At 69.0% G+C, this 21,652-nt stretch carries 17 protein-coding genes; all 17 read right to left on the reverse strand.

Features of this window, described 5'->3' with window-relative positions; all coding sequences use genetic code 11:
- Window positions 1-117: 117 nt before the first annotated feature.
- Window positions 118-426 carry a DUF6235 family protein gene (locus AMYAL_RS0101865; RefSeq protein ID WP_026466659.1) on the reverse strand — a complete coding sequence of 103 codons (309 nt, stop codon included), beginning with the start codon at window positions 424-426 and terminating at the stop codon, window positions 118-120.
- 113 nt (window positions 427-539) lie between these two features.
- The gene (locus AMYAL_RS50770; protein ID WP_280632798.1) at window positions 540-662 is read right to left on the reverse strand and encodes a hypothetical protein; all 123 of its coding nucleotides are present in this window, start codon (window positions 660-662) and stop codon (window positions 540-542) included.
- A gap of 404 nt (window positions 663-1,066) precedes the next feature.
- Window positions 1,067-1,255 carry an acyl-CoA carboxylase subunit epsilon gene (locus AMYAL_RS0101880; protein WP_020629602.1) on the reverse strand — a complete coding sequence of 63 codons (189 nt, stop codon included), beginning with the start codon at window positions 1,253-1,255 and terminating at the stop codon, window positions 1,067-1,069.
- An 11-nt stretch (window positions 1,256-1,266) separates the two neighbouring features.
- Entirely contained in the window at window positions 1,267-2,808 is a 1,542-nt protein-coding gene (locus tag AMYAL_RS0101885; RefSeq protein WP_425332234.1) for an acyl-CoA carboxylase subunit beta, read from the reverse strand.
- A gap of 158 nt (window positions 2,809-2,966) precedes the next feature.
- The gene (locus tag AMYAL_RS49785) at window positions 2,967-3,134 is read right to left on the reverse strand and encodes a DUF6222 family protein (protein WP_020629604.1); all 168 of its coding nucleotides are present in this window, start codon (window positions 3,132-3,134) and stop codon (window positions 2,967-2,969) included.
- A 17-nt stretch (window positions 3,135-3,151) separates the two neighbouring features.
- Window positions 3,152-3,724 carry a flavin reductase family protein gene (locus tag AMYAL_RS0101895; protein WP_020629605.1) on the reverse strand — a complete coding sequence of 191 codons (573 nt, stop codon included), beginning with the start codon at window positions 3,722-3,724 and terminating at the stop codon, window positions 3,152-3,154.
- Between the two features lies 1 nt (window position 3,725).
- On the reverse strand, window positions 3,726-4,166 hold the full coding sequence (locus AMYAL_RS0101900) for an acyl-CoA thioesterase (protein ID WP_020629606.1): 441 nt from the start codon (window positions 4,164-4,166) through the stop codon (window positions 3,726-3,728).
- 1 nt (window position 4,167) lies between these two features.
- Complete coding sequence (locus AMYAL_RS0101905) at window positions 4,168-9,987, reverse strand: type I polyketide synthase (protein WP_020629607.1); 5,820 nt, start codon at window positions 9,985-9,987, stop codon at window positions 4,168-4,170.
- Window positions 9,988-10,164: 177 nt separating this feature from the next.
- Window positions 10,165-11,118: a carboxymuconolactone decarboxylase family protein gene (locus tag AMYAL_RS0101910; protein WP_020629608.1), complete on the reverse strand. Its 954-nt coding sequence runs from the start codon at window positions 11,116-11,118 to the stop codon at window positions 10,165-10,167.
- A 2-nt stretch (window positions 11,119-11,120) separates the two neighbouring features.
- Window positions 11,121-12,773, reverse strand: a complete 1,653-nt coding sequence (locus AMYAL_RS0101915) for a GMC family oxidoreductase N-terminal domain-containing protein (protein ID WP_020629609.1) — start codon at window positions 12,771-12,773, stop codon at window positions 11,121-11,123.
- Window positions 12,770-13,327, reverse strand: coding sequence for a DUF5987 family protein (locus AMYAL_RS0101920; protein WP_020629610.1), 558 nt, complete (start codon window positions 13,325-13,327; stop codon window positions 12,770-12,772). The genes AMYAL_RS0101915 and AMYAL_RS0101920 overlap by 4 nt, the downstream gene beginning before the upstream one ends.
- A 5-nt stretch (window positions 13,328-13,332) precedes the next feature.
- Window positions 13,333-14,685 carry a cytochrome P450 gene (locus AMYAL_RS0101925; protein WP_020629611.1) on the reverse strand — a complete coding sequence of 451 codons (1,353 nt, stop codon included), beginning with the start codon at window positions 14,683-14,685 and terminating at the stop codon, window positions 13,333-13,335.
- Window positions 14,682-15,671, reverse strand: a complete 990-nt coding sequence (locus tag AMYAL_RS0101930) for a hypothetical protein (RefSeq protein ID WP_026466660.1) — start codon at window positions 15,669-15,671, stop codon at window positions 14,682-14,684. Before AMYAL_RS0101930 ends, AMYAL_RS0101925 begins: the two co-directional genes overlap by 4 nt.
- A 5-nt stretch (window positions 15,672-15,676) precedes the next feature.
- Window positions 15,677-17,641 carry a CRTAC1 family protein gene (locus tag AMYAL_RS0101935; RefSeq protein ID WP_020629613.1) on the reverse strand — a complete coding sequence of 655 codons (1,965 nt, stop codon included), beginning with the start codon at window positions 17,639-17,641 and terminating at the stop codon, window positions 15,677-15,679.
- A complete protein-coding gene (locus AMYAL_RS0101940) occupies window positions 17,638-18,594 on the reverse strand; it encodes a DUF1702 family protein (protein WP_280632822.1) in 957 nt (318 codons plus the stop codon). Before AMYAL_RS0101940 ends, AMYAL_RS0101935 begins: the two co-directional genes overlap by 4 nt.
- A gap of 270 nt (window positions 18,595-18,864) precedes the next feature.
- Window positions 18,865-19,767, reverse strand: a complete 903-nt coding sequence (locus tag AMYAL_RS0101945; protein ID WP_020629615.1) for a helix-turn-helix domain-containing protein — start codon at window positions 19,765-19,767, stop codon at window positions 18,865-18,867.
- Window positions 19,768-20,165: 398 nt separating this feature from the next.
- The gene (locus tag AMYAL_RS0101950) at window positions 20,166-21,611 is read right to left on the reverse strand and encodes a SagB family peptide dehydrogenase (protein ID WP_020629616.1); all 1,446 of its coding nucleotides are present in this window, start codon (window positions 21,609-21,611) and stop codon (window positions 20,166-20,168) included.
- Between the last annotated feature and the right edge of the window lie 41 nt (window positions 21,612-21,652).

Raw genomic sequence — 21,652 nt, forward strand, 5'->3', positions numbered from 1 at the left:
GGACGGTGTCAAGATGAGGAACGCATGGTCCCTTGGTGCGAAAGGGCGCCGGTACAAGTCACGTCACTGGTCCGTTCGGCGGCACGAAGCCTGGTTCCTTCGGCCTCACCCGGCAGTTCAGGAGCCGTCGGAGTCCTCGGCCCACACCGCGGCGGGCGTACCGTGCTCCAGCGCGCCGATGTAGACGATCTCGAACGAGGAATCGGAGCGTCTCAGCGCTATCCTGATAACCAGGTCGTGTTTCACCAGAATGATGAACTGATGCGGATCCCGGCCGTCTCCGAAAATGTCGTAGATGAGAAAAGCGGATCCGTCGGCTACCGCGAAAAGCGCTTCGTAGATAACATTGCGTTCGGCCTGCGGGGCGTTGATCGCCCATTCTTCCAGCACCTGCAAACCCGACGTGAGCTGGAGGCGCATAGCCATCCGAAGGCCTCCTCGAGGTCTCGCCGGGTCGCGGGGGATCTTGATTCTCCCGCGCGTGATACCCGGTGGTCTTCTTTGTCCGTGCTGTCTTCGCTGGTCGCGGCCCATGTCCGCTAGTTGTAGCCGAGGACGATGTGGTCGGCCGGGAAGTCGTTTTCGGCAGACTGCCTCGGCTCCGGGACGAACGCGGCGGCGTCGGCCTCGTCGATCCCGCGCGGGCCGAAATCATCGGTCACGACCCAAATTCGCACCTGTGCCGTCATGACGTTCCTCCCGGCCTTCGATGAAGAGCTCACTTGACAACCAAGGATGGACCCGTCCGATCGGAAGCCGATGGTGGTGCGATCGAGGACGGCTGAAGAGCCCGATGAGCAAAAGACAAGTCGCCGGTGCGGGGGTCCCGGTAGTGCCCTTGTGATACCCCGGAACACAAGGAGCGCGCCATGACCGAACGCCTCGACCCGTACGAGCTCTACGCCGACGACGAACTCGACGTCGACCTGCTGGGCCTGACGTGGCCCGACCCCGCCGTCCCCGAGCAACGGGACCGCCCGTGACCGCACCGCACGACAAGTCCGTGAAGGCCTCCTTGAGGGACTCTGAGTCCCTCAAGGAGGCCTTCACGGACTTGGGACCGGCATCAGCGCAGGGTGGAGGTACGCCAGGTCGCCGAAGCTAGGGGCGACCAGGTGGAACGCGCGGGCGCGGCGGGCGGCGCGGCCGAGGCGAGCGCGGTGAGGACGGCGACGAGCGCCGCCAGTTCGGCGTCTTCCGGGTCCCCCCGCAGGACCCGGAAGAGCGGCGCACTGTCCTGTCCGGACGGTGACATGGTTCCCCCGTTCAGATCGGGTGGTTGCCGTGCTTGCGCTGCGGCGCCGCCTTTCGCTTGTCCTGCAGCATGTCCAGCGCCCTGGCGACGGCCGAGCGGGTGTCCGCGGGGTCGATGATGTCGTCGACGAGCCCGCGTTCGGCCGAGTACTGGGGGTTCATGAACTCCTCGGTGTACTCGGCGACCAGATGCGCGCGCAACGCGTCCGGATCCGAAGCGGCCGCGAGGTCCTTGCGGAACAGCACGTTGACCGCGCCCTCGGCGCCCATCACGGCGATCTGGTTGGTCGGCCACGCCAGGGACAGATCCGTCCCGATGGACCGCGAATCCATCACGATGTACGCGCCGCCGTAGGCCTTGCGCAGGATGACCTGGATCCGCGGCACGGTCGCCTCGCAGTAGGCGTGCAGCAGCTGCGCCCCGTGCCGGATGATCCCCGAATGCTCCTGCTCGACCCCCGGCAGGAAGCCGGGGACGTCCACCAGCGTCACCAGCGGGATGCTGAACGCGTCGCAGAACCGCACGAACCGCGCCGCCTTCTGCGAGGCGGGACCGTCGAGCACGCCGGCGAACACCACCGGCTGGTTGCCGACCAGGCCGACCACGCGCCCGTCGATCCGCGCGAGCGCGCACAGCACGTTCTGCGCCCAGCGTTCGTGCAGCTCGAAGAACTCGCCGTCGTCGGCCAGTTCCGCGAACACGTCCCGCATGTCGTACGGCTTGTTCGGCTCCACCGGGACGAGGTCCGCGAACCGGGGCCGCCGGTCCTTGCCCGCGTCCTGCGACGGCTCGCGCGGCGCGGGCTCCAGGTAGTTCGACGGCAGCAGCGAGACCAGGTAGCGGACGTCGGCGAGGCAGCTCTCCTCGTCGTCGTGCACCACGGTCGCCACCCCGGACGACGCGCCGTGCACGTCCGCCCCGCCCAGTTCGTCGTGGCTGACCCGTTCCCCGGTCACGGTCTCGACGACGTCCGGCCCGGTCAGGTACATGCGGGCGGTGTCGCGCACCATGAAGACGAAGTCCGCGAGCGCGGGCGAATACGCCGCCCCGCCCGCGCACGGCCCCAGCACCACGCTGATCTGCGGGATGACGCCGGACGCCTCGACCTGGCGGCGGAAGATGCCGCCGTAGCCGTTGAGCGCCATGACCCCTTCCTGGATCCGCGCTCCCCCGCTGTCGTTGAGCCCGATCAGCGGGGACCCGGTGGCGATGGCCAGGTCCATCACCTTGTGGATCTTCGCCGCGTGCGCCTCGCCGAGCGAACCGCCGAAGACGGTGAAGTCCTGCGCGTAGACGAACACGCGCCGTCCGTCGATGGTGCCCGAGCCAGCGACGACGCCGTCGGTGTACGGCCGGTTCTCCGCCAGCCCGAGCCCGCTCGCCTGATGCCGCCGGTACAGCTCGACCTCGGTGAAGGAATCGGGGTCCAGCAACAGATCCAGCCGCTCGCGAGCGGTGTGCTTGCCCAGTGAGTGCTGCCGCCGGACGCCGTCGAGCCGTCCGTCGACGATGTGCTCGCGCAGTTCGTCGCGCTGCGTGCGCAGCAACGGCATCGTCGGCTCCGGCGGGTGCACCGGTTCCGCGCCGCGGGCGAGCGGGATCACCTGCCCGTCGGTCGCCCGCGGGAGCCGGGGGCGCCGCAGCCGGTCTTCCGGCAGCGGCACCACCTCGGACTCCTCCGTGCGCTGGGCGCCCGGATCACCCTGCAGGGTCACGCCGCCTCCTTCAGCCGGGCCTCGCGCTCGAGCTCGTCCATCTCGATCTCGCGCACGATGTCGCGCCAGCACACCCCCCGTCCGAGCCGGGGCATCGTGGTGACCACCGGCGGCCGCTCCGGCGAAAGAGCCGGGGCGGGCGTGGCGGATTCGTTGACGGTCATGACAGTTTCCTCTCCCTTTAGGCCGATGCCCGTACCCGGCCGTCGATCTGGTGGTAGCCGCCGCTGTAGAAGACCAGCGAGTCCTGCGCCGTGCCGCGGCTGGAGGCGACCACCTTGCCGAGGAAGATCGAGTGGTCACCGCCTTCGTAGACCTCCGCCAGCTCGCATTCCAGCCACGCCAGCGCGCCGTCGAGCAGCGGGGCGCCGGTCTGCGGCCCCGCCGTCCAGTCCACCGAATCGAACTGCGCGAGCCCGGCGGGGCGCCGCCAATCCGCGAAGTACTTCGCCAGTTCCTTCTGGTCCGAAGCCAGCACCGTGACCGCGTACGAACCGGCCGTCACGATCGCCTCGTGCATCCGCGCCGCGCGGGAAACGCAGCACAGCACCATCGGCGGCTCCAGCGACACGGAGGTGACGGCGTTGGCGGTCATCCCGTGGGCCCGTTCGCCGCCGGCGGTCAGCACCGTGACCCCGGTGGCGAACTGGCCCATCACCTCCCGCAGCCCGGCCTGTGCGGACAACCGGCGCCGGGCCGCGGGGGTCGGCAGGCGTTTCAGCACCGGCCGCTTGGGCTCTTCCTCGCTGCCCACGTCACTCTCCCTTGCGATCGACCGTGTACGGGGCCAGCGCCTCACGCAGCTGTTCCGGGACCCGGCTGGGCACCGTCGCCGTGTTCGGGCCGCGCATGCACGCGATCCGCTGCCGTCCGCGGGCCACCAGCCGCTCGCCCTCGTCGGTGAGGTGGACGTAGTCGAAGGTGAACTGGATCTGGGTCTGGGTCAGCTCCTCCAGCCGCAGCCGGATGGACAGCTCGTCGAACGCGGTGATCTCCGCGTAGAACTCGCAGTCGACCTTGAGCGTGAACAGCTTGAGGTCGTGGCGGACCTCTTCGAGCACCGCGGGTGCCTTCTCCTTCAGGAACATCTCGCGGCACCGGCCCTGCCAGCGCACGTAGTTCACGTAGTAGACGTTGCCGACCAGGTTGGTCTCCTCGAACCCGACCGTGTGAAGGATCTCGTAGTAGTCGGCCATGTCAGTTCTCCTCTCCCTGGAGCACCGCGAAGACGACGGGATCGGTCCGGTCGTTGACGGTCGTCACCCAGGTGGCGATGCGGGCACTGCCGTGGGAAAGCACCGCCCAGCCGTCCGGGTCGACCCGGTGTACGGTGAGCGCCTGTGTCATGTCGCCGGTCTTGCGCACGCATTCCAGCGCGCTCCAGACACGGGTGTGCGCGACCGAAAGCGGTTCGCGGGCGTCCGCGGCGAGTAGTTCGCCCACCGAAAGCAGATCCTCGCCGAGCAGGCCCGCCCAGTCCTCCGGTGTCCGTTCGATCGCCGTTTCGACGTCGCACGCGATCCGGCCGGTGCCTGTGATCGCCAGGGTGAGCTCGGCGCTGTGCGACGCGCTCACCTCGACGCCGTCGGCCTCCGGTTTCCCGTCCGGGCGGTAGCGGATCTCTAGCGTGCCGTCGACGGCACGGCCGGCGGCCAGCGCCGTCTGCGCCCGGCGTTCCGGCGTGGTCTCCACGGAAACGCCCAGCGGATCCGGTTCGACGACGATCGCGCGGGACGAGCCGAGCAGCCGTTCGACCGAACGCTCCAAATAGGACCCGAGCATCGACGGGACCCAAGGTCCTTCCCCGTCACGCTTGCGCACCGCGCGCAGCTTCAGCCCTTCCCACCGCTCGACGAGCTTCCCGTCGGGATTGCGGACGTCGAGGTCGTAGACGTAGCTGTCGCCGTCCTGCGAACGCTCGCGGGCGTCGAGGAGCACGAACTCCGGGTCCTGCTCGCCGGGCTCGGCCAGGTACAGCCGCTCGATCCCTTGCGGCAGCAGGGTCGCGTCCGGGACACAGCACTGGATCGCGTGCATCATCGCGTCGCGGGTACCGGGGTCGGCCAGAAGCTGTTCCTGAGGGAGGAACGGCGCGAACCAGTCGACCTCGGCGCCGGTCGCGATCTCCGCGACCGCGTGCCGTGCGCTGGCCCGCCGGTAGCCGGTGACGCGCTGGAACCGCTTGCCCTGGAACAGGACCGTGCCGTACAGCTCGGTCGTCGGGTCGACCGGGACCGGCGGCAGCGCGACGTCGCGGACGATCGTCTCGCCGAGCGGATCCGGCCGGGAGAACCGCAACCGGGCGCGGAAGTGATCGGCACTGAACCCGGTCTCCCCGCTGCGCAGCACCACGTCCACCGTTTCGGCGTCCCTGGCCAGCGCGGCGATCCGGATCGTGGTCGACCCGCCCGGCGAGACGATGATCGGGCGCAGGAACTCGACGTCGGAGAACACCGGCGCCGGCAGGGTTTCCGCGCCCAGCGCGGCCTTGGCGACCTGGGTCATCGCCTCCATGCCGATCACCGCCGGGAACAGCAGCTGACCGTCGAGCAGGTGGTCGGCCAGATACGGGTCGCTGCCCGCGGACAGGTCGGCCTCGGTGATCAGCTCGACACCCGGATAGTGCACGACTGCGCGGTCGACGAAGCGGGTCAGCGGCAGTTCGCGCTTCTCCACCGGCAGGGTGGCCAGCCCCGCGGTACGGCCGCAGACGACCAGTACCGACGGGGCGGCCGGATCGCCGACGACCTGGCGGAGGATCTCGATGCCCTCCTCGGTCGGGATGGGGGTGATGCCGTCGCGCATCAGAGCGCTGACGACACCGAGCTTTTCGCCCATCCCGGTCCCGGACCAGACCGACCATTCCAGCGCGATCGCCCGTGCGTTCGGGTGTTCGCGGCCGAAGCGCACGGTCAGTTCGGTCATCCAGTCGTTGGCCGTGGCGTAGTGCGCCTCACCGCGCAGGCCCGCCCGTCCGATGATGCTGCCGAAGGTGACCAGCAGCTTGATCTTGTCCTTGTCGACGGCGTCGAGGACGGCGTTGAGACCGCCGATCTTCGGCGCGAGGGTCTTGCGGAAACTCTCCTCGGTCAAGGAGAACAGCGCGGCGGGCTCGTTGCGGCCCGCGCCGTGCAGCACCGCGGTGACCGGGCCGAATTCGGCCTGGACGCGGCCGATCGCGTCGGCGACCTGCCTGCCGTCGGTGACGTCGGCGCGTTCGTAGCGGTAGGTGATGCCCGCCGCCGCCATCCGCCCGAGGTTCTCCGACAGTTCGGCGTCGTCGGCAGGATCGCTCCGGCCCAGCAGCGCCAGTTTCGCGCCGGAGTCCTTGGCCAGCGCCAAAGCGCTCTCCGCGGTGATGCCCTTTCCGCCACCGGTGACGAGCAGGACGTCTTCGGTGCCCAGCGGGGTTCCTTCGGCTTCGGACGGCGCCAGCGCGCCGAGCTTCGGCACCGTGCGGACACCGGCGGTGTCGTAGCGGACCTCGCTGAAGTCGGTGGTGGCCGCGACCTCGGTGACCACAGTGGACACCGCACCGCCGACAGCCTCGGGGTCGACCGGGTTGACGTCGGCGAGATCGACGATCGTGGTGCGGGCCGACGGGTCCTCCAGGCGCAGCGTCTTCGCCAGGCCGGAGGCGCCGAGCCCGTGCTGCACCACGACGAACCGCGTGCCGTTGGGCGCGGCCAGCACCGCGCGGCCCGCCTCGAGGAACAGGCCGACGTCGTCCGCGTCGCTGTCCTCGTTCAGGCACAGGAGGACACCGTCGCCGACACCGGCGGTGGCCAGTGCCGCGCGCAGGGGCTCCGCCAGCGGATGGCCGTCCGGGGCGAACGCCGTCCATTCGGCGGCGGCGAGGCCAGGTGTGAGGTCGGGCGCGGGCTTCGGCGCGACGACGTACTCGACCGCGAACGGCCGGACCCACGGCCCGACGCCGGCGACCTCGGCCTGGTTGCCGTCGGCGGGTTTGGCGGTCTGCGCGAGTTCGTCGATCATCTCGGCGAGTTCGCCGAGACAGACGGTCGCGAAGTTCGGCATGCCCTCCAAGGCGGGGCGGCCGAGCGCGCGGGTCACGTCGTTGACCAGCTGGCCGACGGTGATCGACGAAAGGTGCAGGTCGTCGAGCGGATGCGTGTCGGCGGTGACCGCGTCGAGCGGCAGTTCGACGCGTTCGGAGGCGAGTTTGCGCAGCAGGTCGAGGGTGCTGCTGCCACCGCTCTCCGAGGCTTCCCCGGTCGTCGCTTCGGCGGGGTCGGCGACGCGGTCGCGGGCCAGTTCGGCGCCGATGGACGGCGCCGCCTCACACGGGCTGGCGAGGAAGGAGAACTCGCCGTCCACCGGCAGGGCCCGCACGACCCGCCCGGCGAACAACGCGGAGGTCTCCAGCGGGGCGCCGAAAGCGAACGCGGCACCGGCGACCCTCAGCACCGCGGCCAGTGTCGGGCTGTCGGTGTCGATCGCGAGCACCGGCGTGCCGGGCGCGATCTCGCCGAACAGCCCGGTCAGCACCCGGCCGGGCCCGACCTCGATCACCAGGTCGCTGCGCTCGGCGACCTTCGCGGCCGCCTCACGGAACCGCACCGGCAGGACCACCTGGTCGCGCAGCAGATCGCGCAGGTCCTCGGCGGCGTGCAGGACGTCACCGGTGACCGTGGAGACGACGGGCCGGTCGAGCCTGGCGAAGTCGAACGCGGCGAGTTCGTCGGTCATCGCCTCGGCGGCCGGGACGACCGCGGGCGAGTGGAACGCGTGGGAGACGTTGATGCGGGTGGCGGTGAAACCCTCCGCGCGGGCACGGGCGACGACCCGGTCGATCGCCTCCGACGGTCCGGAAAGGACGGTCTGCTCGGGCGCGTTGTAGCCCGCGATGACCACCTCTTCCCCCTCGGCGAACCGCTCGGCGACCCCCGGTGTGGCGGCGATTCCCGCCATGGCACCGTTTCCGTCGCTCGCGGTCGCCATCACCTTGCCGCGGATCTTGGCGAGTTCGAGGACTTCACGTTCGGTGAGCGCGCCGCCCCAATGCAACGCGGTGAGCTCGCCGAGGCTGTGCCCGGCGGCCGTGTTCGCCTCGATGCCGAGGCTTTTGAGGACGCGCAGCCCGGCGAGCGAACCGGTGACGATGCGCGGCTGCGCGACGTCGGTGGCGACCTGGTCCGCGCCGGTCGAAAGGCCGGCGGCGCGGTAGACGTCGTCGGCGTTGGCGAAGCGTTTGCGCACCGCGCCGACCGTGCCCTGACCGGAACCCTGACCGGGGAACAGGAAGCCGATCTTCGGGTCCGTCGAGCGAGAACCGGCGAAGATGCCCTCGGTGGCGGAGAAGACTTCCGGTTCTCCCTCGCCGAGGAGGTCGAGCAGCTTGGACAGCTTGCGCTCGGCATCCTCCGGGCTCGTCGCGACGACTGCCGCGCGGACCGGTTTCCCGGACAGCTCCGCGGAAAGCGTCCCGGCGAGGTCCGCGAGCTCCGCGAACGAAAGCTTCGGCACGACCTCCAGCAGCCCGGTCACCCGACCGCGCAGCGACGCGGCGTCGGCGGCGTCCAGCAGCAGCAGTTCGCTGTCCTGCCGTCCGGCGACCAGCGCCCTGGTCTTCTCGTCGAGCTCCTTGCGCCGCGCGGCACCGGGGGCTTCGGTGACGGTGACGTGCGAGTTGATCCCGCCGAAGCCCATCGCGGAGACACCCGCGCGGACCGGGTGATCCGCGGGCCACAGCCCGGCCTCGGCCGGGACGTACATCCGCGCGGAGTCGCCGACCAGCGACTCGTGCGGTTCGAAGTGGCCGGTCGCGGGCGGGATGACCTGGTGGTAGACGGCCAGGGTGGCCTTGATCAGCCCGGCGACCCCGGCGGCGGCCTTGGTGTGCCCGATGTTGCCCTTGATCGTGCTCAGCGCGGCACGGTCCGCGAGCGGGTCGGCGTCGCGGCGGGCGGTGGACAGCGCCTCGATCTCGGTGGCGTCGCCCAGCGCGGTCCCGGTGCCGTGACCCTCGAAGTAGGAGACGGTCTCGACGCCGTAACCGGCCTTCTCGTAAGCCCGCTTCAGCGCGAGACGGTGGCCCGACGCCTCGGGCCGCGTGATGCCGCCCTTGCCGTCGGAGGAGACACCCCAGCCGCCGATGGAGGCGTAGATCCGCTTGCCCTGCGCGATCGCGTCGTCCTCGCGCATCAGCACGAGCATGCCGGAGCCCTCGCCGGGCCAGAAGCCGTTGGAATCGGCGTCGTAGACCTTCATCTCGCGTTTGGCGAGCGCGCCGGTCTTCGCGAAGCCGATCACTTCGAACGGGTCGATCGACAAGTCGACACCGCCCGCGATGGCCACGTCGAGGTCGCCTTCGGACAGCGCGTTCGCCGCGGTGACGACGGAAAGCAGCGACGACGAGCAGGCACCGTCCACAGTGAACCCGCCGCCGCCGAAGTCGAAGAAGTTGCAGACGCGGCCGGCGATCGTGTTCGCCAGTCCGCCCGCGAGGGTGTCCTCGTCGATCTCCGGGAACGGCGCCTTGTACTGCGCTTCGAGGTCGTGGAGGAACTCGGCGGTGTCGCCCTCGGCCCAGCCGCGTTCGGCGAGCGCCGCCGCGACCGTGCGGCGCACGTACGGCCAGCGCAGCCGCATGATGTTGGCGCGCGAGAACTCTCCGGTGAGGCTGTTGCCGATGACCACGCCGGTGGCGGGCCGCGGCAGCCCGTCACCCTCGGGGAAGCCCGCGTCCGCCAAGGCCTGCGCGGCGACGTCGAGGGCGAGCCAGTGCGTGGTGTCGGTCGAGCGGAACGTGCTGCCCGCGATCTTGTACTTGATCCGGTCGAACTCGTAGTCGCGGAGGACCGCGGCCTTCTGGGCGTAGAAACGGTCCGGAGCCTTCGGGTCGGGCGAGTAGTAGTCCTCGCGGTTCATCCGCTCGTCGGGCAGTCTCCGGAACGCCCGACGGCCGGCGAGGACGTTCTCCCACAGTTCGTCCGGGGAACCGGCGTCCGGGTATCGGAGACCGATACCGACAATCGAAATCCGCTCAACGCTCATGCCACCGCACTCCCCTAGCTCTCAACCACTCAAGTCATGGAATCCGGCCTCGGCGCCCGGTTCTGTTCCCCAAAACCCGGCAACCGTCCGCATCTGCAGTCCGGTCAAGCATGACCCGGAGCAGGGTGAAGAGTCTTCTCTCATGTTGTTGCGCAAGCAGGTGACTTGCCTTATCCCTCAGTAAGTGCGGATCGGGAGGAGCGAAACGCAGTGAGCCGCGGCCGCGAAAGCCGCCCATCCCACCAGCTCGACCAGCTCCCGATCGGCCAGCCCGGCGGCGGTGACCAGAACGTCGTCGACCTGGTAAGGCGCTTTCGCGACCACCAAAGCCAACCGCACGACCGGATCGTCGAAAACAGCCACCCAGGACCGGCTCAGGCCCGGCGGGGAGCCGTCCCAAGTGGACAGTTCCCGCCTCACCGCATCCCGCACGGCCGAAGAAACCGCCAGCGATCCGAACGCCGCGGAAGCACGCGAGAAGGCGTCTTCGACGAACGGATTCCCCGCCGCCCAGGAGAAGTCCCGTGAACCCGCCGGGAGCAGGTCCAGCGACTCGCCGGGCATGGCCCCGGTGCCGGGACGGAGGAACCGCCCCAGCACCGCTTTCGCCTTCTCCCGTGCGGAATCCGGCACGGATGACGGCAGCGGCGACGGCCCGAGGAACACGCTCACCACCCGGTTGAGGTAGTGGAACGCGAACGCGACCGCGGTCAGCTCCGCGCGGGCGGCCGGAGTCGACGGCCCCGCGAGAGGATCCGCCACGGACTCACCCGTCACGATCGCCGAAGCCTCCGAAGAGCGCCCGAGCGAGTCCAAGGCCATCCCGTGGACCTCGACGCAGTACGGACACGAATTCGCTCGCGACACCAGGGAAGCGACGACCTCCCGGTCCGCCCGGCTCGTCTCTCCCGTCGCCACCAGTGACTCCCGCAGCATCACCCAGCTCGCCGCGAGCACGGGAGGCGAAGGTGAATGCAGGGCCACCGGCGGGGCGAGCATGCCGAAATCCCGTTCCAGCTGACGGTAGACGTCGCGCACGAGCCCGGTCGCCCGGCCGAAGGAAACCGGCCGGACGTACCGGACTTCGCGCAACACCCGCCGCAGCGCCAGTCGCACCAGTGCGGGCGCCATGATCAGCTCCCGGCGACCAGCGACAGCTTGCTGACCGCGCGCCGCCCGGTGATCGAGCCGTCCGGGGCCGGAGCGCCGTACGAGACGTCGACACCGCGGGCCTGCAGCGCCCGCACGATCCCCGGCACCGACCGTTCGGCCAGCGCCGCGATCGTCATCGCCGGGTTCACCGTCAGCGCACCCGGCACGGAAGCGCTGTCGGTCACGAAGATACCGGGGTGGTCGCGGAGTTCGTGGTTCGGGTGCAGTGCCGAGGTCGCCGGGTCGTCACCGATCCGGCACGACGCCAGCGGGTGCACGGTGTACGCGCCGACGACGTCGTTGGTCCACGGCGCGACCTTCGCCAGGCCGTCCTTCTCCAGGATCTCCTTGCACTCCGCGTCGGCCAGCGACCAGCCGTGCAGGGTGTTCGGCGTCGGGTCGTACTTCAGCGCGCCGCGGCCGAGCATCTGCTGCGAGATGCGGTAGGCGTTGCCGGTGGGCGGCGGCGCGCCGAAGACGCCTTCGTTGTCGTCCTCGGTCATCAGGAAGATGGTCAGCCAGGAGGCCCACTGCTTGAGGATCTCCTTCTTCTGCGCCCCGAACCAGCGTGGTTCGTCGCCGTCGGGCACCTGCGCGAGGATCGTGCCGAGCCCTGGCGGGAAGTACAGCTGCTCCAGCGAGTAGCGCTCGTACTCCGGCAGCGAACCGTCGAGCTTGTCCCAGTTCGCCACGGTCGGGCCCTTGCCGATGTGGTTGGCCGCGTAGACCTTCCCGTCCTCACGGGACAGCCCGAGCACCTCACGGACGCGCTCCTCGTTGATGATCGCGGTGTTGAGCCGCTCGCCGTTGCCCGAGAAGTACCGGCCGACGGCGTGCGGCATCGTGCCCAGCGCCGATTCCGAGCGCTGCAGGATCACCGGGGTCGCCCCGGCGCCGGCCGCGATGATGACGATCTTCGCGTCGATCGTCCCGCTGCCGGACTGCACGCGGTAGTCCTCGTCGTCGATGATGTTGAAGTGCACGCGGTAGTCGCCGTCGTCGATGCGCTCGATCCGCTGGACCTCGTGCAGCGGCCGGATCCGCGCGCCGTGCGCGAGAGCGGCGGGGAGATAGTTGGTCAGCAGCGAGCGTTTCGCGTCGAACCGGCAGCCGGCCATCATGAAGTTGCAGTTCACGCAGCGGTCGTTGTCCACCGCGACCGGCGCCGGGTTGGCGGTCCGGCCGGAGTGGTTGCAGAGCGCGCCCCACAGCCCGCCCGCGTAGGACACGTCGTTCCAGTCCTGTGTGGACACCGGAAGCGAGTCGGAGACCCGGTCGTACCAAGGCTCCAGCGAGTCCCGCGTGATCGTCGAAGGCCACATGCGGCGGCCGATGCTGCCGTGGCGCTCGAAGACGAACTTCGGTGCGCGCGGCATCGCGGCGAAGTACACCACGCTGCCACCGCCGACGCAGTTCCCGCCGAGCACGCTCATCCCGTCGCCGACGACGAAGTCGAACGCCCTGGTGTAGGACGAACCGAGCAGGTAGTCGTGCTCGAACTCCTTGGCCTCCAGCCACGGCCCGCGCTCCAGCACGGTCACCTTCGCCCCGCCTGCCGCCAGGTGGTAGGCGGGGATCGAACCGCCGAACCCGCTGCCGACGATGACGACGTCGGTCTTGTCGTAGGCAGTCATGCGGGGCTCCCGGAAGGCGTGGTGTCAGGGTGGAGTCGCGCCAGTTCGCGGCGGTAGGAGAACTTCGGGAACCGCCACAGGCCGTCTTCGTCCGGTGCGGTGTAGCCCATCGCCAGCAGACCGGGGTGGCCCTCGGCGATGGCTTCGGCGGTGTGCTTGTGCGCCGCGCTGTCGAAGGACATGTTGCAGAACAGGGCCAGGCTGACCCAGCCGTCCTTCTCCGGATGCCCCGGCGCGGTCAGCGACCGCACGAGCGCCGTCCTGTCCGCGAAGGACAGCGCGACGAACGACGGCAGCGCCTCGTCGAGGATGAGGTCATGTTCCTTGGCGTAGACCTTCGCGTGATCGTTGAGGGACTGCGCCAGATACGGCAGCCCGACGGTCACCCCGGTCGCCTCGGTGTGCAGCAGTTCGAGCGCGCCCGCCGCGACCGCGCCCGGACCGGGCGAGGCGCCGGCGATCGCGTGGTCGTCGGGGAACCGCTTCTCCCCCGGCACGATCGTGTCCGCGTAGGCCTCCAAAGTGGACACCTTGACCTGTTCTTCCGAATCCACGGAACCTACCTCCTGTTCCTGGTGTGCACGGTCATCGGCAGCCCGCCGCGCACCCGCAGCGACAACATCGCTTCGGGAACCACGTCGTAGCCGGGGAGCTTCCTGAGGTCGAGGTCACGCAGGACCATCGTCAGCACGAAAACGGCCTCCATCACGCCGAGGCTGTTGCCGATGCAGAACCGCGGCCCGGCGCCGAACGGGATGTAGGCGTACCGGGGCCGCCCGCTCGGCCGGTCGGGATCGAACCGGTCCGGGTCGAACTTCTCCGGCTCCGGCCAGAACGCCGGATGCCGGTGCAGCGTGTACGGCACGACGACGACGTCGGATCCGGCCGGGATGTGGTAGCCGCCGATCTCGTCGTCGGCCTGCGCCACCCGCGGCAGCAGCCATACGGGCGGGTACAGCCGCATGACCTCTTCGACGACCCGCGCCGTGTACGGCAACCGGTGCAGATCCTCGTGCGTCGGCAACTGGTCGCCCAGCACCGAATCGGCCTCGGCGCGCAGTTTCGCCGCGACGTCGGGATGTTCGTCGAGCAGGTGGAACGCCCAGCCCAAGGTGCTCGCCGTCGTCTCGTGCCCGGCAAGCAGCAGGGTGATCAGCTCGTCCCGCATCTGCTCGCGGGTCCCGTCGGTCGCGATGAGCCGCGACAGCACGTCCTCGCCGTCCTCGGCCGGGTTCCCCAGCCGCTGCTCGACGAGTTCCTCGGCGATCCGGCGGAGATCGGCCCGCGATTCCCGGAACCGGCGTTGTTTCTTCAGCGGGGCCCACTGCGGGACCATGCTCAGCGTCACCGCTTCGAACATCGCCTGGTCCTGCACGGCTTCGAACGAATGCCCCAGCGAGGTGAACCCGCCGAGGTCCGCGTCGAGCAGCGTCTTGCCGAGCACGCCGAGCGTCAGCCCGGTCATCTCGTGCAGGATCTCCACCGGTCCTTCGGTGTCCCGCAAGCGTTTCACGAGACCTTCGACCTCGTTCGCGACGACAGAGGCCTGCCGCGCGATCCGCTTGGGCTGGAACACCGGCTGGATGGTCCGGCGCTGCTTCTTCCAGACCTCGCCGTCACTGGTGAGCAGCCCGTCGCCGAGCGCCCGCCTGGCCTCCTGGAGGCCGATTCCCTTGTGGTAGTTGGCCGCGTTGTCCGCGAGCACGTGTTTCGCCAGCTCGGGGTGGTTCACCAGGTACATCGTCTTCGGACCGATCGCGATCCGGACGACGTCCCCGTGCGCCTCCGCCGAATCCGACATGAGCGCCAGCCGGTCGGTGAAGAGCTTCTTCAGCAGACCGAAGGTCGCTCGGCGCGGCGGCCCAGGGGGCGCGAGACGCGCCCCCTGGGTGGTTTCCGCACCGGAGGTCATGCCGCCACGGCCCCGGTTTCCTCGGTCTCCGGCTTGTCGGCCGGCTTGGGCAGGGTCGTGACCTCGGCCGACTTCGCCTGCTCGGCCTCCCACTTCTCGGTGGCCTTCTTGGAGAAGTGCAGACCCCACAGGAACATGCCGCGGATGAGGCAGACCAGCGCGGTCGCCAGGAACAGGCCGTAGGCGACGTGCACGATCATGAAGAATCCGTACGCCAGCGCCACCCCCGAACCGAACAGGACCTGCGACGCGGGCTTCGACGGCGTCGTGCCGGGGTCGGTGACCATGTAGTTCGTGTAGAGCACGAACGCCACCCCGGTCATCATCCCGAGCGCGCCGGGGATCGCGGTGTCGAACACCAGGCCACGGATGATCGCCTGGAGCGCGAAGGTGATCAGCCAGGCGCCGATCAGCCACATCCGCTGGGTCAGCATCGCGTTGAGCACGGTGCCCGAGATCATGATGATGCCGACGATCAGCCAGCCGACCCACGAGTCGACCTGCTCGGTGAAGTGGTACGGCGGGGCGATGCTCGCCCATGGGAACACCAGCAGGATGATCGTGATGCCGAAGTTCGACGGGTTCATGTAGTGGCGGAGCCGTCCCCGCACCGGGGCCTGGAGGACCCACTTGGCGCCGACGGCGACCACGACGCCGAACATCATGACCAGCACCTGGTCGTTGACGTAGGTCAGCATGTTGAGCGCGAGACCGGTGATGTGCGCCGGGAAGAGGAACTCCACCAGTCCCTTGAAACCGTTGCCGCGGAAGCGGACGTCGCGGCCCTGGACGCGGGCCCCGATGATCTCCAGCAAGATCTCCGTCGTGTACGCCGTCGCCAGCGCGATGAACGGATAGGTGTACGGCTGCTCGAAACCGAGCACGGTGTAACCGATGATGTTGAAGATGGTGATCGAGATGGCGAACCGGCGTAGCGCCGTGATCGTCTTGTTGCTCTTCGGTGCCGCTAGTGTCTGCTCAGCCATGACGGTCACTTCTCCTTAGCCTGAGCGCCGAGCTGGAACGTGTGGTTGCCCGGCGTCAGCTGGACTTCCTGGATGCGGATCTGCCCGGTCAGGTCGCGCCATTGCAGGTGCACCTTCACCGGTCCGGTGACCTTGCCGAGTCCGATCTGGATCTCGTGGCTGCGCTTGCCGGAGTGCCCGCTGCCGCCGTCGACGCGGTCCATGTACTTCTTGCCGTCGGGGGTGACGACGGTGACCTGCGCGCCGATCGCGGCGGTCCCCGCGGCCTTGAGCGGGCCGTCGGACGACGCCTTGTCGTGCACCAGCTTCAGGTTCAGGTACGAACCGGAGTCGGGACTGACGTTGTGGTAGAAGATCGGCTGCTCCCACTGGCGGGCCACGGCGAAGTCGAGCTTGCCGTCACCGTCGGCGTCACCGGTGGCGATACCGCGGGTGGGCACCGGGACCGCGAGACCGAGGCGCGGGGCCAGGTCGGTGTAGCGGCCGTCGGCGCTCTTGGCCCAGAAGTGCAGGGTGTGGTCGCCGCCGACGTCGTCACCGGCCCGCATGTTCGGCCAGAAGGTCGGGTGCTTCAGCAGTTCGTCGTTGGACGTCGCCAGTTCCTGCAGCTGCGGCCAGCGGTTGACGTCACCCTTGACGAAACCGGTCGCCTGGGTGATCACCGATTCGCCACTGTTGTTGTAGTCGGCGATCTTGACGTCCCAGCCCCAGCCGGACCACGCGGTGCCTGCCTGCGCGCTGCGGTCCACCCACGGCGCCTCGCCGCCCTGCAGACGGCCGCGCAGATCCGCGGTGTCCTTGGCGGTGTTCATGAACTGGAAGTGGCTTTCCTCGATACCCCACGACGTCGTGATGTTGCTGACGTACAGGTCGTAGAGACCGTCGTGGTCAAGGTCCGCGAAGTCGACGCCCATGCCCTTGAAGGAGTCGTTGCCGAGCACCTTCGACTTCGGCTCGTTGGCCCCGCGGATCCCCTTCACCTCGGCGAACTCGACCTTGCCGGGGCGGGACTTGTTGTACAGCAGGCGGTCGTGCCCGAAGTCGTTGCCGATGTAGAGCTCCGGCAGGTTGTCGCCGTCGACGTCGGTGGCGCTGGCAGCCAGCGACCAGCCGCCGCGGGCGTCGGCCGGGATGGCCTGGTCGTCGCAGACGAAGGTGGCCGTCGGCTTCGCACCCTGGGTAGCGCCGGTGAACCGGAAGATGTACTTGCCACCGGCGTTGTCGGCGTGCGACATCGACTTGTTCATCTCGACCCCGCCCTCGACGCGGTCGTCCAGCACCGCGCTGTCGGGGAAGTAGTTGCCGATGAAGATGTCCTGGTGGCCGTCGCCGTCGAAGTCACCGACCGTCGCGGCGTTGGTGTTCCACAGTGGACCGGCGTACTCACCGTTCTTGGAGTTGTTGCCCGGCACCAGTTCCACCGGCTCGTAGGCCGACGGCTCCAGCTTGGTCGCGCCCGGCTTCGAGAGGAACAGGATCGGGGTGCGGCCCCAGTAGTAGGCCAGCAGGTCGACCCGGCCGTCCTCGTTGAAGTCACCCGGCACACAGCCCATCGGGGCGATGTACTTGCCCATCGGCAACGGTGCCGAGTCGAGTGCGAACGGCTTGTACCGGTCACCGCCCTTGCCCGGCGTCGGCGTCACGACCACCTGGTCACTGCGCGGGTCCACGAAGCACAGGTCGTTCGCGAGCTTGTCGCCGTCGAGGTCGTTGACCGCGATCGCGGCGCCCACCGAGGAGATCCAGGCACGGATGTGCTCGTACTCCTTGTTCACCGTGCGGATCGACTGGCTCTTCGCCGCTTCCGGCAGGGCGATCGTCAGCGGTTCGAACGCGTACTTCGAGGCCATGGTGTCGGCCTCGGCGGTCGAGACCGTGGGCAGCTGCGCCACCACGAACAGTCCCGACATCAGCAACAGCGCCACGATGCCCGCAAGCTGCTTGCGGAGCCAGCCCAAGGTCGCGGTCATTTACCTGCACCTCCAGAAGTGAGTACCTCGGCGGCGATGCGCTGTCGCCAGGTTTCGAAATGCGGGAGTTCGCCGTCGACCACGACAGCCGGGCGCACTTCCTGCGTGATGGCCGCGGCGCGCTCGGCCGGCAGCCCGCAGATCGCCTGCGTGGCGACCTCCGTCTCGGGGATCAGCAGCCCGGCGCGGACGCGGGCTTCGGCGGCGAAAGCGCTGCCCTGTGCCAGGTTTCCCCGGTGCTCACCGGCGAACTCGGCCAGCTTCAGCAGTTCGTCGGAGGTGACACCGCACGCGTAGGTCGAGGCGAGCCCGACACCGGCGTAGAGATCTCCGTGACGCTGCTTGGGGAATCTCGCGATCGCGTCGGTGACCAGATCGACGTCGGTGCCGCAGATGAACCACAGCGCCCGGCCGATGCCCTGGTCGATCGCCCGCAGCGAGTAACCGTTGTTTCCGGCGGGCCAGGTGAAGTTCGGGTCCTGGAACTGGCCGTCGATGTACTTGGCGGTCTTGAAATAGGCCTGGTGGAAGCCGTACCCGTCGAGCACCAGCCAGCGCAGCAACGGGTCGAAGTCCTCGGCCGACGGCCAGCGGAAGCGCGGCAGCCGCGCCATCGCCCAGCCGACGCCGACGTAGATGATGTAGTCGTGTTTCTCGCCGGGACCGGCGAGGAAGTCCGCGATGTGCCCGCGCCCCCCGCCGGGCAGGCCGTCCAGCATTCCGTAACCCATTCCCGCGCCTTCGTAGGCGAAGCCGCGGTATTTCACCGGAATGCGTTCGAGCCATTCTTCTGCCTGGTCGACGGAACGCGCCTCGACCGCGTGCGCGTAGCCGAGCAGGAATTTCTCGCCGACGGTCTCCAGCAATTCTTGAGCGGCCGGGCTCTTCTTGTGAAAACCGCGCTTGTCCAGCGACGTCTCGGAGACGTCCGGAGTGATCATGCGACGCCTGATCGTGCGCCAACCATTGCCCAACGCACTCTCCCCCTAACGGGTGGATTCGAATTCTGCGGACTGGTTAAAGGCTCACATGCGTGGCTGTGAGGCAGCTACTCCACGGTTGCGCCCGCGATTCTCCCCGTTTGCGAACCCAGGAGAACACGGGAATAACCTTTCTCAGGACTCACCACCCACGAGCACCGGTCCGTGAAGGCCTCCTTGAGGGACTCAGAGTCCCTCAAGGAGGCCTTCACGGACTTGGCACCTGGCAGAAGAGAGCCTCGGTCAGGCCGCCGCGCGAAGGTAGTCGGGAGCGGGCATGGTCATCCGGTTGCCGGTGGAGGTCGGGCCGCCGGCGAGGGTGATCGCCATCGGCGCGTCGGTCGGCCGCGGCGTGCGCATCGGCATCCGCAGGTGGACCCGGCCGTAGCGGGTGATGTCGACGCGGCCGGGCAGGGTGCCGACGGAGAACGAGGAGGCCGCGGTCCCGGCGGCGTGCTCGGCGACCGCGATGACGGTCCACCGGCCCTCGGGCACGTTTTGGATCTCGATGTCCGCCGACAGGACGTTCGCCCTGCCGCCGAACGCGACCGGGCCGCACTGCGGGATCGACTCGGCGAACAGTCCGATGAGGACACTCGCCGGGCCTGCCCCGCGCGGGGTCTCGACCCGCACGCTGATCGTGCCGGTGCCGCTGCGCATCGTCGCGCAGCCCATTCCGGCGCTGTGCAAGGCCTCCAGGGTCGGCAGCCGCTGGAAATGCGGGGCCAGCGCGACGAGCAGTTCGCCGACCTCGGGGTCGCGGTACTGGGTCGGGGTCATCCCGACCGCACGGGTGAAGCGGCTGGTGAACGTGCCGACACTGCTGTAGCCGACGCTGCACACGATGTCCGACACCGTCAGCGACGTCGTCAGCAGCAGCCGTTTCGCTTCGAAGAGCCGGATCGCGGTGAGATACCGGCCGGGGGTCACGCCGGTCGCCTTGGTGAAGATCCGCGAGAAGTGGAACGGGCTGACGAAGACTTCCGATGCCAGGTCGCCCAAGGTGATCGGGTCGAAGTACCGCGCGTGCATCGATGAGATGGCCTGCAGGACCGCGGGTTGCAGGGGTGACGCCGGCTCGGGGAGCCGACCGGGTTCGATGACGCCTTTCTCGTTCGCCGCCGTGGCGACTGTTCGTAGCTGCATCAGACCAACCTCGGATTCGCTGTCGCTTTTCCTCTGCACGCCAGCAAACGCGTCATCGATTTCGGAGCACTCGACACGCGATCGAGATGGACCATGTACTGGTACTACTCAGCCCTGCGCGATCGGCGAACGGTCGAAGCGACGGCACGAACGGAGAACCGCTGTCGGGGTGAGTAGTCGACCAAACGCGCGTCAAGGTGACCGTGGAGATCCGTGAAGGCCTCCTTGCCTACCCTGAAGGTAGGGAAGGAGGCCTTCACGACCTTGGTCGATGCCGAGGCGAGGGCATGTCGCGAAAGCCACTTTCGCAACCTTCAACGTTGCGAAAGTGGCTTTCACAACGCGCCCTCGTCCCGAAGCCGTCCACCTGGGACGCAAGCAGCCGACCAAACGCGCGGTCAGGCAGGCAGGTCCAGTACGCACTCGCCCACGCCGACCTCGGCGGGCCATTCGAGCTTCAGCGCGCGGTCCACCCGGTCACCGGCGTCGACCGGGACGGCGTGCGCGGCCAGTCCCATCGCGCGGGCGACGAGGTACAGGGTCTGTTGCAGCGCGCCGACATGCGCCAGCGTCGTGGCGTACGCGCCGCCGCCGAGCACCGACGCCATCCGCGGCATCCGCGCGGTCACCGTGATCAGCGCCGAGGGCCGCCGGTGGTTGCCGCCGCCGATCATCGCCATGTCGAGCATCGCGTCGAGATCGGACTCGTCGTCGTTGACCAGGCTGAGCCGGTGTTCGAGCGGATCGTAGTGGTAGATCCCGCGATCCACTCCCGAGCAACGGTTCACCGAGACGTACAACTCGAGCTCGTACAGGCACGCGACGCTGAAATACGGCCGCTGCGACGCGCTGTGCGCCGGGCCGTTGGGAAAGTGTGCCGGCCCGATCGACCGGATCCGCGCGCCGCGGAACAGGAATTCGCCGATCTGCTCGGCGGACAGCACGCCCTCGGTGAACTCGGGGCAGGTGTGATCGTTCTCCAGCAACGCCGTCAGCGTCGGATCGGTCGCCGCGCGCTCGGTCAGATCCGGCCGGTACAGCGAATAGACCGGTCCCTCGCCGGTGGAAGCCTTGACCACCGGAGGTCTTCCGAGCCCAGGCAGATCAGCCGGTCCACCGGGCCGCCAGGTGCGGCTCGTGGTGTGGAAGAGCAGTTCGTCCGGCGACCACAGGCTCAGTTCCGGGTCTTCGTCCTCGGCGAACCGGCCCTCCTCCCCGGCGACCTGGACGACGCCGGCGGCGACCAGGTAGGACACGATCGCCCCGACCACCCCTGGCCCGATCCCGGTCGTGGCCACGATGTCCCCGACCGACTTCGCCGTCGCGAGCGTCGCCGCGACGTGCACGGCCCACGGTTGGTACAGCACGACGCGGTACCGCGCGGACGGCGACTCCAGCCCCATCCCGTAGGCGTCGGAACGCAGGGAACTGAAGCGGGACAACCGGATCGGCCGCGAGGCCGGGATCTCCACCGGGACGAACACCGGCGCGAGCGCCACCGGGATCACCGACAGCAAAGGTCCCCTGCCGTCGGCGAGACCGAGCGAACGCACCACGGAACCGCCGAGTTCCTTGAGCGCCTGCCGCAGCGCGTCGGCGCCTTCGGCCGTCCAGCTCAACTCGCCTTCGAGGTCGGGCTCGCGCTCGACCGGTTCCCACGAGGACGTCACGTTCGCCAGCGAGACCGGCCCCAGAGCCATCCGCCGCAACGATTCCCGGACCAGCGGCTCCGCACGATCGAAGTCGTACTCCCCCCACCGAGTGACGACCACCAAGGAGCCGTCCTCACCGATTTCGACAAGACTGTCGTCGGTGAGCGACCACAAGGGGATCGTCTCGGCCACACCGCCGGGGGGATCTGTCCTCACTTGTCGCTCCAGCCGGA

This window comes from Amycolatopsis alba DSM 44262 (assembly GCF_000384215.1).
Classification (GTDB): Bacteria; Actinomycetota; Actinomycetes; order Mycobacteriales; family Pseudonocardiaceae; genus Amycolatopsis; species Amycolatopsis alba.